Source organism: Sorangium sp. So ce375 (genome assembly GCF_051473855.1).
Lineage (GTDB): Bacteria > Myxococcota_A > Polyangia > Polyangiales > Polyangiaceae > Sorangium.
Genome location: NZ_CP150335.1, coordinates 8,432,880 through 8,448,155, shown reverse-complemented (window position 1 = coordinate 8,448,155; position 15,276 = coordinate 8,432,880). Strand labels below are relative to the sequence as shown.

Sequence of the window (15,276 nt, the reverse complement as noted above, 5' to 3'; positions counted from 1 at the left end):
GCGGCGTGTCCGCCGTCGCCGTGCTCTTGATCGCGCTCTCGACGGCGGCGAGCGCCGCGTGCGCCGCGATCTCGTGGAAGCACGCCGCGCAGGTCGAGCGCGCGACCGGCGGCGATCTGGTGGCGCTCGCGCGCTCGCTCCGCGCGCTGCCCGCCGAGGCGCGGCTGGCCGAGCTCGCGAGGCGGTCACCGCCGGAGAGCTGGGAGCGCCGCCTCGCGCTCGAGGTCATGTCCGCTGCTGATCTGCGCGCGAAGATCGCGGCGGCGAACGAGCTCCTCGTCGAGATCGAGCAGCGGCTCGATGCCGGCTCCGGGTGGCCGCGCGCGGCGGCGCGCCTGTCGGCGCTCGCCGCGCTGCTCCTGGCCACGCTCTCGTACCTGGCGAAGGCCGGGCCCTCGGTCGTCGCGCTCGTCCTGGGCGCGGGCGGTGCCGGGGCGATCGCGTCGGCGGCCGCGGGGCGCGCCGGCCGCGCCGCCGCCGTGCGGAGGCGCGAGGCGATCGACGCGCTCGTCCGGGTCGCTCTGGAACCGCTCGATGGCGTCGATGGCGTCGATGGCGTCGATGGCGTCGACGCGCGCTCCGGGACCCCTTCCGCATTACATCGACGTTCGCGCCGCGCGCCCCGCTGAGCGCGGCGCGCTCTCCTGGACCACCCACAGCTGTCCGTGTACCCTCGCGAGTTGTGGTGCCCTCCGCTGCGCGGCGCTCCTGTTGCGGGTCCAGGCCCGAGGTCCACCGGGCCCTGGAGCGCGGCTCCGCCAGCCGCGCGCGATCGCGGTCGGCGCCTGTCTCGTCCCCTCTCTCTCGGAGTCCTTTGGAATGACCCAGCAACCCCCGCACCCCACCCCGTCGCGCCCCGGCCAGCCCGGGCAGATGACCGCGGTCATGCGGGCGGTCGCACCGGTGACCGGCCCGAAGGTCCTCAGGATCGGCCTGGTTCAGGGGGGGAAGGTGATCGAGGAGCGCGTCATCAAGCAGCGCACCCACGTCACCATCGGCCCCAGCGAAAAGAGCATGTTCGTCATCCCGAGCAAGAGCATCCCGCCGAATTTCCGGGTGTTCGAGCTCGTGGGGGGCGAGTACTTCCTCAATTTCCTGGACGGGATGACCGGCCGGGTCGCCTTCAAGGCCGGCGTCTCGGAGCTCTCCGCGCTCAAATCGTCGGCCAAGCGGGTGGCGGTGGGCAACGTCCAGGCCTACCAGGTCCAGCTCAGCGAGGAGGCGCGCGGCAAGCTCGTCGTGGGGGAGACGACGTTCCTCTTCCAGTTCGTCGCGCCGCCGCCGGTGCAGCCCAAGCCGCAGCTGCCCGTCTCGGTGAAGTCGGGGATCGCGAACGACATCGACTGGACGACCACGATCATCGCCGCGTTCTCGTTCCTGTTCCACTTCGGCGCCGTGGGGTCGATCTACTCCGACTGGATGGATCCGGTCGTCGACGATGAGATCGACGTCGCGCAGCTGCTCGAATCCGTGAAGCAGCTGCCCCCGCCGCCGGTCGAGCAGCCGAAGGAGGACGTCCAGGCGCCGGCCGCGACGGCGGCGCCTGTGGCCGACGCGCCCAAGGCCTCCGCGGGCGGTGGGAACAAGGGCGCGGCTGCCAGCCCGGGGAAGGGCTCCGGCGGGATGAGCGACGCCCGCGCGTCGGCGCTCACCAACGAGCTCGCGCAGCTCGACATGCAGATGCTGGGCGCGCTCAACTCGAGCGGGAACGCGACCGCCAGCGTCCTGAGCTCGGGCGACGTGCCGACCGGCCTGCTCGAAAACGCGGCCGCCTCAGGGGCCGGCGTCGGCAAGGGCGGTGTGGCGGGATTGAACATGGGCGGCGCGGGGGGTGGCACTGTGCGACCTGGCGCGGCCGGCGGTGGCGGCCTCGCCACGATTGGCAACACCGGGAGCAGCGGCCCAGCGACGGCCGGCTCGGCACAGACGGTCAAGGGGCCGGTGGGCAACGCCCAGGTGGGCGGCGCCGCGGTCTCCGGCGGGAGCGTCTCGAACGCGCCCTCCGTCGTGGCCGGGATGACCGCCGGCTTCCGTCGTTGCTACAACAAGGGCCTTCAAGAGGACCCGAGCATGAAGGGGTCGGTCCGCATCACCGCGAAGATCGGCCCCAACGGCGAGGTGCTCTCGGCGACCCCATCCGGCGGCTCCGGCCTGTCCGGTACGGTGGTCTCCTGCGTCGTCGCGCGCGTGCAGAGCGCGCAGTTCGCGCCGCCCGAGGGCGGCGGCGCGACGGTTGTGATTCCTGTCACGTTCGTGAGCCAATAGCCCCCGACGTTTCGCGGGTCCGTGGACAAGACGCAATCGTCTCTCCTCGCCTGGACGTGAATGACGTGCTGGTGGCGCGCATCGAACCGGGGAGCACCGTACGGATGCTCCCGACGGATGCGTGCTGGTCGCTGCGCGGCATGTTCATTGCGTTTTGACAATTACGTCTACCCGCACCTATACTGCGCGGGTCTGACTTTCGGAGGCTTCCATGAAGCGTGAACAGATCCCTGGATTCGCCGCAGTGGCGCTGATCTCGGTCGTGATCGGCCACGGGATCGCCGCTGCGCAGGCGCAGACCGCGCCTCCGCCGGATGCCTCCGCCGGCCTCGCACGGCAGGTGACGCTCTCACCGGCGGAGCAGCTCGCGCAGAGCGAGACCTACGTCGCCCGGATGGACGGAGCCCGCACCTCGGTTCGCCGTCAGCTCGAGACGGCACGGTCGCAGCGTGACGTCGTGAAGACGCTCTGTCTCAACGACAAGCTGAATCAGATCGACGTCGCCATCCGCTCCGCCCGCGAGCGGCGGCAGGGCCTGGAGCTCGCCGTGAATCGGCGAGACGCCGACCTCTCCAACCATGAGTTCACGATCCTGACGGTGCTGCGGCAGCGGGCCGAGCAACTGACGGCCGAGGCCAACCAGTGCATCGGACAGGAAGCGGGCTTTATCGGCGATAGCGCCGTCACGGCCACGATCGATCCGAACCTCCCCAAAGAGGATCCTTCCGAGTATCCCGTCCCCCAGATCATCATCGAGCCGCCTGCGTGCAGTAGCTGTTTTCGGTAGGCGACCGCCTCTCTCGGATTGCCACTGCCCAATAGGCGATGAAAATTCGTGACACCATAGCTGCTGCCGCAGTCACACTCACTCTGTCCCCAGCGTTGGCCTTGGCGCAGGATCAGCCGTGGCTCAAGGATCGGCGCTACACCGAGGGCATCGGGATACGCACCGGCGATCTCGAGCTGCATCCCGGGGTCGCGGCGGAGTTCGGCTATGACTCCAACTTCTTCCGGCGAGACGAGGACGATGATGCCGGCCTCAATGACGTCGGGCCCGTCGGTTCGTTGCGGCTCCGGATCACGCCGTCGTTTTCGCTCTCGACGCTGAGCCATCAGCGCCAAGAGGTGACGCCCGACGCGCCGCCGCCGGACGTCGAGTTTCGCGCGGGCATCGCCGCGACGTATGACGAGTTCTTCCCGGTATCCGGCAGCGAGGTAGGGAAGGACCGGCTGAGCGAGCAGCGGAACATCGGCGGCCTGCTCGACGCCAGGCTGACGATCCTGCCCCGGCGCCCCTGGTCCGGCATCCTCGATGCGTCGCTCGGGCGGACCATCGCCTCTTCGGATCTCGGGATTTCCAACCAGAGCTTTCGGCGCGTCCACGCCGACGCGGGGGCGGAGCTCGTGTGGACTCCGGGCGGCGGGCTGCTCGACTGGCGCCTAGGCTATCGCTTCCTGGGCACGTTCTTCGAAGTCGATGAGTTCAACGGCCTGACGAACCTGCAACACACGATCCGGACGCGGGGTCGCTGGCGCTTCTTGCCCCGCACCGCGCTCATCTACGACGCGTCGCTCGGGTTCGTGGACTACCCGAACCCCGGCGCCCAGCTCTCCTCTCATCCACTGCGCGCCCAGCTCGGCATCAACGGTCTCGTGACGCCGTCGTTCGGCCTCCTCGCGATGGCCGGCTGGGGCGCGAGCTTCTACACGTCAGACAGCCAGGCCGAGGTGCACGACTTCGACAGCGTCATCGGTCAGCTAGAGCTGAAATGGTTCCTGACGCCGAACCCGTCGACCGATCCCGAGGCGGCGACGCTCGCGCTGTCGTCGCTGTCGGCCGGCTTCACGCGCGATTTCCACGACAGCTTTCTCGGGAGCTACTTCGAGCGCGATCGCGGTTACCTCAAGCTCACCTACTTCTTCGGCGGGCGCTTTCTGCTGATCGCGGACGGCGGCGTGGCGGCCCACGTGTATCCCGAGATCCCGAGCAGCAGCAGCACAGTGGGGCCGCCGGAACCCTGGACGGATGTCCGCGTCGATGCCTCTCTGTTCGGCGAGTACCGGATAGGGGACTCCCTGGGGATCAACTCGACCCTGCGGTATGGCAACAACATCAGCAGCACCGCTCTAGCGACTCCCGGCGAGTCGGGCGGCCGCCCCATCGAGAACCATCTCGGATGGCAGCAGTTCGAAGCGTACCTGGGCGTGCGCTGGTTCATGTGATGCGGCGCCCCCGTCGGTGGATCGCCGCCGTGCTCGCGCTGGCGCTCGCTGCGTGCTCATCGCGAACCCCTCAGCCAGTGAACCTGCCGCCGCCGGTGGAGGCGACGACCATGGGGGTCGGCGACGTGTTCGAGCTCCGCATCGTCGGAGAAGACAAGCTGCCCTCGACGTTCACCGTCGCGCCGGACGGCACCGTCGACTTTCCCTATGTGAAGCGGCTCAGGGTGTCGGGCCTCGAGCCGCAGGAAGTGGCGGAGCTCGTGCGCGCGAAGCTCATGGAGGGGCAGATCCTCACCGACCCCAGCGTGAGCGTGAGCATCAAAGAGTACAACTCGAAGCGGGTCGAGGTGCTCGGCGAGGTACAGAAGCCCGGGTCCCTGCCGCTCCAGCCCGGCATGACGCTGCTCCGCGCCATCTCGATGGCGGGAGGGTTCAACACCATCGCGAACAAGGATCGGGTCACGATCCGCAGGAAGTCTCAGGGCAAGACCGTGTTTGCCACGGTCTCGGTCGAGGACATCATCGACAACAAGATCCCCGATGTGCCGCTCCAGGCAGGGGACTCGATCCACGTCGCCCAGCGCGTCTTCTGAGCGCCGAGACGCCGTCTGCCACCTCTCGGCCGAGGTGGCGCGGGCGCGTTCCTGTCAGTTCTTCCGCGCGAGGCGGAACTGCTTCCTGCCTGTCGCCGCGTCCACGGTGGGAGGCTCGATGCGGAGCATCGTCAGCGAGACCTCGCGCACACGGCCGTCGCGCTCCTGGCGGAGGCGGATCCGCTCGCCGTCCGAGCTGATCACGATGCAGTCGCCGAAGTGGAAGTGGGTCACGCCGTCGCCCACTTCCGGATAGGGCTCGTCCTCCTGGCGAGGACGGACCGGGCGCTGCGGCAGCGGCGCTGCGGCGAGCTCCGTGGTGGAGCTCGGTGAGGTCGCGCGCGGCGGCTCCGCGGCGTAGGGAGGCGCCGCGCGCGGCGGTTCGGCGGCGAGCGCTGGAGGCGCCGCGCGCGGCGGTTCGGCGGCGTGCACCGGAGGCGCCACGCGCGGCGGTTCGGCGGCGTGCACCGGAGGCGCCACGCGCGGCGGTTCGGCGGCGAGCGCTGGAGGCGTCGCGCGGGGCAGCTCTGCGGCGTGAACCGGAGGCGCCAGGCGGGGCGGTTCGCCCGTGAGCGCGGGGAGGGCGGACGATTGGGCCGCGAGCTGCATCGTGCCTGTTCGATCGTCGAACACCCGCGCGAGGGGCAGATCGTCGAACGCCGTGACGCGAAGCTCGAGCCCGTAGACGCGCGCCCACACGAGCTCGCCGGCGGCGAGCTGGAGGCCGACGCCGGACTCGCGGGCGAGCGTGGCCGACAGCCGGAGCGAGGTCTCTCCCTGCTGGAGCGCGATGTTTCCCGAGAGCGCCACCACATCGCACGGGCCGTCGAGGACGCGCGTCTTCGCGTAGGTGCGGGAAGCTTGATCGAACAGCGCCACTTCGGCCTTCTCGAGCGAGCCTATCCCCTCGATCCAGCCGGCGCGCGCCTCGGCCTCGTCGAGGGCGCGCACCAGCGCCGCGGGGAGCTCCTCGCCGCGGTCGAGACGGATGATCAGATGGCGGGCACGGCGTGCCTCGAGGACATTCATCGCTGTTTCTTTTCTCCGGTCGTCGAGGGGGCAGCGGTCGGAGCGCCCGGGGCTCCTTCTGAGCGCCGGGTGCGGGTCGCCGTCACCTCGATCTGAGGCGCGCCTGGCGCGCGCTTGGCTGATGTGTCGCCGGCGGCGGCCGTGATGCGGTCGGCCGGCAACCCTGCGTTTGCTAGGAGATCCTTGACGGCGCTCGCGCGCGCGCCCGCGAGATCGAGCGCGCGCGTGGATTGATCGCCCTGACGATCGGCGTAGGCCTCCACGATGACGATGTCGAGGGGCATGCGCCCGCGCATGAGCTGGGCGATCATGCCGATCTGCGCTGCCAGGGCGGGCGGCACGCGGGCGCTCGCTGCAGGGAAGCGGACCAGGCCGTCGAAGACGACCTGATCGCCGGACCACCGCGGCAACGACCTGCCGCCCGGCTCAGGGCAGCCGTCGGCATCGTTCGTTCCGTCGATCGTCTCGGCCGTCACGGGGCACGCGTCGACCGCGTCGTCCACGCCGTCCTCGTCGTTGTCGCGCTCGGGGCAGCCGTCGTCGTCCTGGAAGCCGTCGCGATCTTCGGCGCTGCCCGGGCACAGGTCGCTGGCGTCAGGGACCTGGTCGATGTCGTTGTCGGGATCCGGGCAGCCGTCGTCGTCCTTGAAGCCGTCGATGTCCTCCGCGCCCATGGGGCACGTGTCGCGCGCATCCGGGATCCCGTCGCCGTCGTTGTCGGGATCGGGGCAGCCGTCGCTGTCCTGGAAGCCGTCGCGGTCCTCCGCGTCGTTCCGGCACCTGTCGGTGTCGTCCGGCACACCATCGCTGTCGTCGTCCGCGTCAGGGCAGCCGTCACCGTCCTGGAAGCCGTCGATCGTCTCGGGTTCGTCCCGGCACCTGTCGCGCCCGTCGGGGATCCGATCGCCGTCGTTGTCCGGATCGGGGCAGCCGTCGCCGTCCTGAAAGCCGTCGCGATCCTCCGCGACGAGCGGGCACTCGTCGTCGCGATCCAGGACGCCGTCGGCGTCGGCATCGCGCCCCGTCGGCGCATAGCGGAGCCCCAGGTTGAACCGGAAGCGCGGCGCGGTGAGCGCGCCCTCGGAGGCAAACGGGATGGCGCTGCCGCCGCCGACCGACAGCGAGACGTCGCCGGCGAGCAGCGGTGCGCTCGTGGCCGAGAGGATCCACTCCGCCGGCACGAGCGCCGGGGCTCCGGCGGGCTGCTCGGCGAGCGTGTAGAGGGCGAACGCCTCCGCGGAGGCGGTGAGCCAGCGGTCCGGGAGCACATCGACCGAGGCGCCGAGGGCGCCGAGGAGCTGCGGTCCGACCTCGGTGTGGACGAGCGTGCTCGCGCCACGGAGCCGGGCTCCGACCTCGGTCGCGATCCGGACCGCGCCGAGCTGGTAGGCAGCGGCGACGCTCGGCGCGAGCGTGACGGTCCCGGCGCTGGCGAACACCGCCCTGTCGCCGGTGGGCAGGCCGAGCTCGAGGCGCGCTGCCAGCGAGAGGCCATCGAGAGGACCACGCTGGGCCGGCGGCAAGATCGCGAACGCGGCGCCCAGGCGAGCGTCGCGCATCACGCTGCGCGGGAGCTTCGTGTCGGTGCCGAGAACGTCGGAGAAGCCCGATCCGTCCTGGTACAGGGTCACGGGAGCGGCGACCGTGACCTCCAGGCGATCGGTGAGTCCGAGCGACCCCAGGAAGGTCGCGTCGACCATGTTGTCCAGCACATGGATGACCGTCCCGTCGGGGTCGGGTGAGGAGGTGCGCAGGCCCACTGGCCGCGACAGGTAGCTCGCCACGAGGCCGAACGAGGCCTTCGCGCTCGGAGCCGTCCCCGTGCTCCCGACCGCGAAGAAGGGGCCACCGCCGGCGTGAGGCCAGAGGTTGTCGGCATCGACACAGCCCGACAGCCTGCTCGCAGGCGCGCAGTCGTCCGCGCGCGCCTGCGCCGGGAGGAGGAGGGCCGCCATGAAGACCCCAGACGCCATCAGCAGCGGGACGCTTGATCGTGCAGGCATCCTCCAGTCGGCGCGCATCGCGCCCGACCCTCTACTACTGCCGGGGGGAGAGTCAAAACAGCAATCGCCTCGCCGCGATCCGTCGGCGCCCGGGGCTCGGGTGCGTCGTGCTCCGCGGTCGCGCTCGCGCCGTGCTAGGACCACGCCCGGCCGGGGCCGGCGCCGCCGGCGTCCGCACGACCATGATCGACGACTCGCACCCGCTCCTGCTCGGCTCCGGCTCGCCGCGCCGGCGAGAGATCTTGACCACGCTCGGCCTGCCTCTCCGCGTCGCGGCAGCCGAGGTCGACGAGGCGGGGCGCGCCGGCGAGGGCGCTGCCGCCTACCTGGAGCGCGTCACCCTGGCGAAGCTCACCGCCGCGCGGCGCCTGCGCCAGGCGGCCGGGGCCGGCGCGATCCTCGTCGCTGACACGTCGGTCATCCTCGGCGATTCCATCCTCGGCAAGCCGCGGGACGAGGTGGACGCGCGCGCCATGCTCCGCGCGCTCTCGGGCCGCGAGCACCAGGTCTGGACCCGGTTTGCGCTCGCCGACGGCGATCGGGACGATCTCGCGACGGCGGCCGTCCCGGGCCGCGCCGTGGCGCTCCACGCAGAGACGGTCGTGACGCGGGTGCGCTTCCGCGAGCTCGACGACGACGAGGTGGCGTCGTACGCGGCGACCGGCGAGGGGCTCGACAAGGCCGGCGCCTACGCCATTCAGGGCATCGGCGCGTTCGCCGTGGCGCGCATCGACGGCTCCTATTCGAACGTCGTCGGTCTGCCCGCGTGCGAGGTCGTCGCCGCGCTGCGAGCCGCCGGCTTGCTCGCGCGCTTCCCGCTGTCGATCGCGCGCTCGTCATGAGCGACGGCGCCTCGGTCGCCGCGCGTCGGCGCGACGGGGGCGCGATCTTCGCGCTCGCCCTCGCCGCGCGGATCGCCGTCGTCGTCTGGGCGGCCGGGCGCTTCCCGCCGACCGCCGACGGCACCTATTACCAGCGCGTCGCCGAGCGGATCGCGGCGGGGCTCGGCTACACGTGGCTATGGCCGGACGGCGCCGTCACGTACGCCGCGCACTACCCGGTGGGCTATCCGGGGGCGGTCGGCGCGCTCTACGCGCTCCTCGGCGCGCACCCCGCGGTCGCGATGCTGCTGAACGCCGTGCTCGGCGCGCTCGGCGCGCTCGCCGTTCATCGCCTCGCGGCCCGCGCTGCGCCGCGCTCGCGCGCCCTGCCGGCGCTGTCGGGCGCGCTCGTCGCCCTCCACCCCGGGCTCGTCGCGTACACCCCGGCGCTCATGACCGAGGGCGTCACCGGTTCGCTCGTCGCTTGCGCGGCGTGGGCGTCCGCGAGGGCGCGCGAGCGACGCCCCGCGCTGGCCCCTTTCGCCGTCATCGGGCTGCTCCTTGGCGCCGCCACCCTCGTCCGCCCGCAGGTGCTCCTGCTCGCGCCCCTGTTCGCCGGCCTCTCCCTCTCGGGCGCTCCGCCCGCGGGCGGTTCCCGGCCCGAGGCGCGGCTGGCCTCGCGCGCGGCGCGACGCGCGGCCCCCGTCCTGCTGACCGTCCTCGCGGCGCTCCTCGTGTGCGCGCCCTGGACCGCGCGCAACTGCCTGCGGATGAACCGGTGCGCTCTGGTCAGCGTGAACGGCGGCTGGAATCTCCTCATCGGCGCCGACCCGGCTTCCACCGGCGCCTGGTCGCCGGTCCAGGTACCCGAGGCGTGCCGTGAGGTCTTCGACGAGGCCGGCAAAGACGCCTGCTTCGGCCGCGAGGCCCGCCGGATGATCGCGGAGCGCCCGGGCGCATGGCTCGGGCTCGTGCCGCGGAAGCTCGCGGCGACGTTCGACTACTGCGGCGCGGCCGGGTGGTACCTCCACGCCTCGAACCCGGCGGCCTTCAGCGAGGCGGACAAGGTCGCCCTCGGCGCTGTCGAGACCGTCTTCGAGCGCGTCGTCCTCCTCGCGGCGCTCGTCTGGGCGGCGCGCAGGCCCGCGCGGGCGTCCGGCGCTGCCCGCGGCCCCTCGCTCGCGCAGCGCGCGCTCGATCTTGCTCGGCTCGCGCTGTTCGCGCTGGGGGTCGTCGCCGCGCTGCACGTCCATGCATGGGTGGGCTATGTCGCGCTCCTCGGCCTGGCGCTGCTCCGGGGCCGCGCGCTCCTCGGGGCGCCGGTGCTGGTAGGCGCCGCGCTCGCCGTCCTCGCTGCGACCGCGGCGACGCACGCCGTGTTCTTCGGTGCCGGGCGTTACGCGCTGGTCGCGTTCCCGCTCCTCTCGGGGCTCGCCGCCCTCGCCGCGGCGCGCCAGAACACGGATCGGCCAGCCGCCGGCGCGGCGCGCGCGACCGCCCCCACGGGCACCGCGCCCCTCGCGCAGCCGCGCGGCTTCGGGTCGGACGACGAGCTACTTTGACAGCGCCGCCTGGGCTGCTGCATCCTAGGCCCCCGTCGGCTCGGGAGCGCGTGCCCCCGGCTGGCGAACCCGGAGGAGAGACGGATGCCCTTGATTGAAACGGAAGAGGCGGCGCGCCGCCTCGCGCGCGCCATCGCGAGCGATCTCTCGCTCTACAACGAGGAGAAGATCGTGCAGGGCATCCAGCAGGATGACCTCTTCACGGTCTTGTCCGAAGAGATCGAGGAAGGGCGCGCCCTCTACAAGAGCCGCGTCTCGCCGGATCTCTACCAGAAGAACTTCTACGACCGCGCCCTCGTCGACATCCTGATCAAGTCCAAGGGCCACATCAAATCGAAGATCTGGTAGCGAGCGCCCGTAGCTGGTCGAGCGCCTTGCGCATGTCCGCTGGGAGCGAGCTCTCCCAGCGCACGGGCTTTTGCGTGGCGGGGTGGATGAACCCGAGCACGCGCGCGTGGAGCGCCTGCCGCCCGAGCTCCTCCGCGATCGCTCGTATCGCCGGCTTCTTCGGCGGCTTGCCGTAGAGGGGGTCCCCGAGGACCGGCGTCCTGCCGCGCTCGGCGAGGTGCACCCGGATCTGGTGGGTGCGCCCTGTCTCGAGCGAGCACGCGACGACCGTCGCCGCGTCGCCGAGCCTCTCGACCACGCGGACGTGCGTCACGGCGCGGCGCGGCGCCGTGACGCGTGAGCCGGGCCCGCCGGCTCCGGAGCCGGGCGCGCCGGCGCCGCTCTGGATCCATGACGTGAAGCGGAGCCGGTCGGTCGGGTGGCGGCCGTGGAGCGTATCGTAGGTGGCGTCTCGCGCTTCGCCGGCGACGATCGCGGCGTACTCGCGCTCGATCGCGTGCCTGGCGAACCGATCTTTCAGCGCCTCGCGGGTAGGCTCGTCCTTGGCCACGACGAGCAGGCCGCTCGTCCCTCGGTCGAGCCTGTGCACGATCCCGGGGCGGACATGGCCCATGGGGTCGCGCGGATCGGCGGGCGCCAGGGCGAACCCGGGCAGGGCGAGCAGCCCGTTGACCAGCGTGCCGGACTCGTGCCCCCGGGCCGGGTGCACCACGAGCCCTGCGGGTTTGTCGATCACGAGCAGGTGCTCATCCTCGTACACCACCGGGATGAGCACGTCGGGCTCGGCCGCCGTCGCGGAGGGCGGCGGCGCTTCGGGGCGGACCTCGATCAGGGCGCTCGCGCGCACCGCCACCGACGCGCGCGCGGGCTCCCCGTCGACGAGGACCCTCCCTGCGGCGATCCACCGCTGCACCGCCGCGCGCGAGGCCGCGTGGCCGGCGCGATCGAGCAGGTGGACGACGAGCTTGTCGAGCCGGTCGCGCGGGTCGCCGTCGTCCACCTGGAACTGGAAGTGGAGCGCTTCTGCACCGGCAGCCATCGCGTTCGTCACGGACCTCGCTCACGGCCGAGCGGCGCCAGGGCGAGGGCGTCGCGGCCGCGCGATCAATACTCCGTGTCGCTCTCGTCGTCCTCTTCGGCTGTCCCGAGCTCGGGGTTGAGCGCCACGTGCGACTCGAGGTCCTCGAGCCGCCGCGCTTCGGACAGCTTGACGAGGCCGCACTGCTCGGCGAGGTACAGGTCGAACGCTGTGTAGCGCGGGAAGACCCGCACGTTCGTGTCCTCGTTGTCGAGGCCGAGGATGACGAGCTCGCCGTCCCGCCTGGCCTCCCCGAGGTAGAGCGCGTTCCACGGCTGACGGGGGAGGTTGGGCAGCCTCACGACCTTGGCCCGGAGTCGCGACTCGGTCCAGCCGAGGTCGGTCTTCGCCTCGGCCAGCTTGCGGACCGAGGTGAGCTTCGGTCGAGGCGCCGACGGGTCCCGGCCGAAGCGATGCCGCCCCTTGAACCGTGGGCCCAGGCTGTCGAGCGTGAAATCGAACTCGAGGAACGCCCGCAGCGTGGGCGGCAGCTCGACCATCAGCTTCGACTCGAGCGCATCGAGAGCCGCCTGGCTCGCTCCCACGGCGCCATGGCTCGAAGGGCGCTTCTTCAATTGCGCGATCACGCGATGCACAAGCTCAACGCCACGTTCGATCGGTGCCATGGTTCCACGACCCGCGGTTGCGCGGTATTCTTCAGGACCCAAAGGGCCTCACTGGGGCCGCGTCTCTGGGCCCCGGTTGTTGCAGGCTCGTCGCGCGCTCGGCCGGCGTCTACGTCAGCCGACCGGGAACGCATCCCTCTATGGTGCCTACCGGTCCGGTCCGCTCGGTGTCAACCCGCGATCGCACCTGCAGTCGATCATTCCTCATCCCCGGAAGCGATCGCCCGGACGCCTTCCACGTCACGTTCCTCGTCACCCGCGTCTCGAGGAGCGCGGTCCACCGCTCCCGCTCCCGCGTGCGCGCAAGGCGCGCCGCGCTCGCCAGATCAGGACGACGGCCGCGACGAGCACCACCGCGGCGCCGATCCCCAGGATGACCCACTGTGGCGCAGGGTAACGGCCGCGCTGAAGGCCAGGAGGCGGCCGCTCGTACTCGATCTGGAGCTGCACGCCCACCGGCCCTCGTTACACGCGGATGCATCGACCCGCAACTGATCCGCGGCGCGAGCGGGCCGGATCGGCGCGCAAGACCCCACGCGAGCAGCCCTGGCTGCTGTTCGGTCCAGCCGCGCAGATCGAGGAAGAAGGCCTCGAATCAGCGTGACGAGGAGCGGTCAGCGTCAACGGACCAAAACTTGCTTTCGTGGAAACTCGGACTTGTAAAGTGCATCGAAGCGCGGGCACCGTGCGGCCAGTGCGAGAGGGTGAGCGATGAAGCCGGGCTCTTCAGCGTGGGTCGGGGGGACGCCTCTGCGGTCTCCGGGGATTCGACGGTACCTCCTCGCGATCGGCGCGTGGGCGGCTCTCGGCGCGCTGGCGGGAGCGTGCGGCCGGACGAGCCTCCTCGCCCCCTCGGGCGCAGGCGCTGGAGGAGGCGGCTTCGGTGGCTCGGCCAGCACGAACAGCGGCGTGCCGACCTCGTCGAACGTCGGTGGTGGACGCCACGACGCGTGCGGCGGCCCCACGGACTGTGACGACGGGGACGACTGCACCAGCGACGAGTGCGTGGACGGGCGCTGCGACAATCGTCCCCGCGACGACGATCGGGACGGCTTCGGCCCGACGATCTGCGGCGGGGACGACTGCAACGACCTCAACCCGTCCGTCTTCCCGGGCGCGCCGGAGATCTGCACGGACGCGGCGGACAACGACTGCAACGGCGTGAGCGACTGCTTCGATCCCGCGTGCGCCGCAGGGGAGATCTGCGGCTGCACCCCGAGCCCTGCCGGCGAGCGCTGTGAGAACGGCGTCGACGACGACTGCGACACGATCGTCGACTGCTTCGACGCGGACTGCTCGGGGACGCCGGTCTGCGGCTGCTCCGACTCGGAGGCCGGGAAGTGCGGCAACGGCGTCGACGACGACTGCGATCGCGCCTTCGACTGCGACGACCCCGACTGCCGCTCCGAGCCGCTGTGCGCCTGCAGCGCCCAGGGCGAGCGCTGCGACAACCGCGAGGATGACGACTGCGATCTCCTGGTCGACTGCGGCGATCCGGACTGCCGCGGCATCTTCCCCTGCGCGTGCGAGCCGCCCGGCTCGCCGGAGCGGTGCGATGACGGCGCCGACAACGACTGCGACGGGCGCGTCGACTGCGCGGATCCGCAGTGCATCTCCGCGCCGGCCTGCGAGCGCTGCGTCCCGGAGGTCTGCGACGATGGCGTCGACAACAACTGCGATGAGCGCGTCGACTGCGCGGACAGCGCCTGCGCCTTCGCGCCGGGCTGCGAGCCGACGCCGGAGCGGTGCAACAACAGCGTCGACGACGACGGCGACGCCCTGATCGATTGCCAGGACCCGGACTGCGCGAGCAGCCCGGTGTGCGTGCTCGAGCAGGCCAACTGCTTGTCGCCGAAGCGCATCCCTGGGACGGGCACCTACACGGGGGACACGACCGGGCACGTGAGCGAGACCCGGGGCGCGTGCGGCGGCGACGCCGGCGAGGCGGTCTTCTTCTTCGTGCTCACCGCGCCGTCGCGCGTGCACCTCGACTCGCGCGGGTCGAGCTTCGACACGGCGCTCTACGTTCGCACCGGCGTCTGCAACTCCGGCCGGGAGATCGGCTGCGACGACGACAGCGGCGGGTCGTGGGCCTCCCTGCTGGACTTCAGCATCCTGTACCCGGGCACGTACTTCGTCTTCCTCGACGGCTTCACGATCGATCCCGCGAGCGGCCCGAACCAGGGCCCGTTCGTGCTCAACGTCGAGATCACCCCGAACCCGCGCGAGATCTGTGACGACGGCCTCGACAACGACGGCGATCACTACGTCGACTGCGCTGATCCCGGCTGCGCCGCCTTCGGCCCGTGCCGGAGCTGCGCGAAGGGCGCGGCGCCATCCCCCGAGTTCGGGACCGCCGCGTGCACCGACGGGATCGACAACGACTGCGACGGCGCGCTCGACTGCGCTGACGAGGACTGCAGCGCGAGCGATTTCTACACGACCGAGTGCTGCAACGGCCTCGATGAAAACGGCAACGGGTTCCCTGACGATTTCAACTGTCGATGCGCCTCAGATGCGGACTGCGACGAGGGGCAGATCTGCTACACGCACACCACGTACACGTGCGGCCTTCCGTGCGAGAGCTTCCTCGGGAGCGTCTGTCCGTTCGTGGCGTCGGGGTCGCACTGCAACGGGGCGACCCATCAGTGCGAATTCTGAGGGGCGGCGAGGTGACGCCTCTGCCTCTTTCGCGTGCACCGCGCTCCCCGGCTCGCGTTCGTCCGGG

The 15,276-nt window shown here is 71.5% G+C and carries 13 protein-coding genes; 9 read left to right on the top strand and 4 right to left on the bottom strand.

Annotated features, from left to right (window positions below; translation table 11 throughout):
- The first annotated feature begins 5 nt into the window (after positions 1–5).
- The 5 genes from WME90_RS31295 (at position 6) to WME90_RS31275 (ending at position 5,081) form a co-directional block, all read left to right on the top strand.
- Positions 6–629 carry a hypothetical protein gene (locus WME90_RS31295; RefSeq protein WP_437275690.1) on the top strand — a complete coding sequence of 208 codons (624 nt, stop codon included), beginning with the start codon at positions 6–8 and terminating at the stop codon, positions 627–629.
- 190 nt (positions 630–819) lie between these two features.
- A complete protein-coding gene (locus tag WME90_RS31290; RefSeq protein ID WP_437275689.1) occupies positions 820–2,265 on the top strand; it encodes an AgmX/PglI C-terminal domain-containing protein in 1,446 nt (481 codons plus the stop codon).
- 244 nt (positions 2,266–2,509) lie between these two features.
- Entirely contained in the window at positions 2,510–3,052 is a 543-nt protein-coding gene (locus WME90_RS31285; RefSeq protein WP_437275688.1) for a hypothetical protein, read from the top strand.
- A gap of 101 nt (positions 3,053–3,153) precedes the next feature.
- Positions 3,154–4,488 (top strand): hypothetical protein, encoded by a 1,335-nt coding sequence (locus WME90_RS31280; RefSeq protein ID WP_437275687.1) that lies wholly within the window; start codon positions 3,154–3,156, stop codon positions 4,486–4,488.
- Complete coding sequence (locus WME90_RS31275) at positions 4,488–5,081, top strand: polysaccharide biosynthesis/export family protein (RefSeq protein ID WP_437275686.1); 594 nt, start codon at positions 4,488–4,490, stop codon at positions 5,079–5,081. Before WME90_RS31280 ends, WME90_RS31275 begins: the two co-directional genes overlap by 1 nt.
- Before the next feature lie 54 nt (positions 5,082–5,135).
- On the opposite strand, the gene WME90_RS31270 is transcribed toward WME90_RS31275, so the two are convergent.
- A complete protein-coding gene (locus tag WME90_RS31270; protein ID WP_437275685.1) occupies positions 5,136–6,110 on the bottom strand; it encodes a PCC domain-containing protein in 975 nt (324 codons plus the stop codon).
- Positions 6,107–8,113, bottom strand: coding sequence for an OmpA family protein (locus WME90_RS31265; RefSeq protein ID WP_437275684.1), 2,007 nt, complete (start codon positions 8,111–8,113; stop codon positions 6,107–6,109). The genes WME90_RS31270 and WME90_RS31265 overlap by 4 nt, the downstream gene beginning before the upstream one ends.
- A 182-nt stretch (positions 8,114–8,295) precedes the next feature.
- On the opposite strand from WME90_RS31265, the gene WME90_RS31260 reads away from it, so the two are divergent.
- The 3 genes from WME90_RS31260 (at position 8,296) to WME90_RS31250 (ending at position 10,844) form a co-directional block, all read left to right on the top strand.
- Positions 8,296–8,955, top strand: a complete 660-nt coding sequence (locus WME90_RS31260; protein ID WP_437283680.1) for a Maf family protein — start codon at positions 8,296–8,298, stop codon at positions 8,953–8,955.
- Complete coding sequence (locus WME90_RS31255) at positions 8,952–10,496, top strand: hypothetical protein (RefSeq protein ID WP_437275683.1); 1,545 nt, start codon at positions 8,952–8,954, stop codon at positions 10,494–10,496. The genes WME90_RS31260 and WME90_RS31255 overlap by 4 nt, the downstream gene beginning before the upstream one ends.
- A gap of 84 nt (positions 10,497–10,580) precedes the next feature.
- Positions 10,581–10,844: a hypothetical protein gene (locus WME90_RS31250; RefSeq protein ID WP_012238561.1), complete on the top strand. Its 264-nt coding sequence runs from the start codon at positions 10,581–10,583 to the stop codon at positions 10,842–10,844.
- On the opposite strand, the gene WME90_RS31245 is transcribed toward WME90_RS31250, so the two are convergent.
- Positions 10,825–11,883, bottom strand: a complete 1,059-nt coding sequence (locus WME90_RS31245) for an RluA family pseudouridine synthase (protein ID WP_437275682.1) — start codon at positions 11,881–11,883, stop codon at positions 10,825–10,827. The two genes, WME90_RS31250 and WME90_RS31245, sit on opposite strands and share 20 nt — an antisense overlap.
- A gap of 65 nt (positions 11,884–11,948) precedes the next feature.
- Positions 11,949–12,509, bottom strand: coding sequence for an SMI1/KNR4 family protein (locus WME90_RS31240; RefSeq protein WP_437275681.1), 561 nt, complete (start codon positions 12,507–12,509; stop codon positions 11,949–11,951).
- Between the two features lie 948 nt (positions 12,510–13,457).
- Here WME90_RS31240 and WME90_RS31235 point away from each other — a divergent pair.
- Positions 13,458–15,209 carry a MopE-related protein gene (locus WME90_RS31235; RefSeq protein WP_437275680.1) on the top strand — a complete coding sequence of 584 codons (1,752 nt, stop codon included), beginning with the start codon at positions 13,458–13,460 and terminating at the stop codon, positions 15,207–15,209.
- The last annotated feature ends 67 nt before the right edge of the window (positions 15,210–15,276 follow it).

Bases quoted from the DNA above. Each gene is read 5' to 3' on its own strand.
- WME90_RS31290 (WP_437275689.1), top strand. From the start codon at position 820: ATGACCCAGCAACCCCCGCACCCCACCCCGTCGCGCCCCGGCCAGCCC.
- WME90_RS31260 (WP_437283680.1), top strand. From the start codon at position 8,296: ATGATCGACGACTCGCACCCGCTCCTGCTCGGCTCCGGCTCGCCGCGC.
- WME90_RS31250 (WP_012238561.1), top strand. From the start codon at position 10,581: ATGCCCTTGATTGAAACGGAAGAGGCGGCGCGCCGCCTCGCGCGCGCC.
- WME90_RS31275 (WP_437275686.1), top strand. From the start codon at position 4,488: ATGCGGCGCCCCCGTCGGTGGATCGCCGCCGTGCTCGCGCTGGCGCTC.
- WME90_RS31245 (WP_437275682.1), bottom strand. From the start codon at position 11,883: ATGGCTGCCGGTGCAGAAGCGCTCCACTTCCAGTTCCAGGTGGACGAC.
- WME90_RS31270 (WP_437275685.1), bottom strand. From the start codon at position 6,110: ATGAATGTCCTCGAGGCACGCCGTGCCCGCCATCTGATCATCCGTCTC.
- WME90_RS31265 (WP_437275684.1), bottom strand. From the start codon at position 8,113: ATGCCTGCACGATCAAGCGTCCCGCTGCTGATGGCGTCTGGGGTCTTC.
- WME90_RS31255 (WP_437275683.1), top strand. From the start codon at position 8,952: ATGAGCGACGGCGCCTCGGTCGCCGCGCGTCGGCGCGACGGGGGCGCG.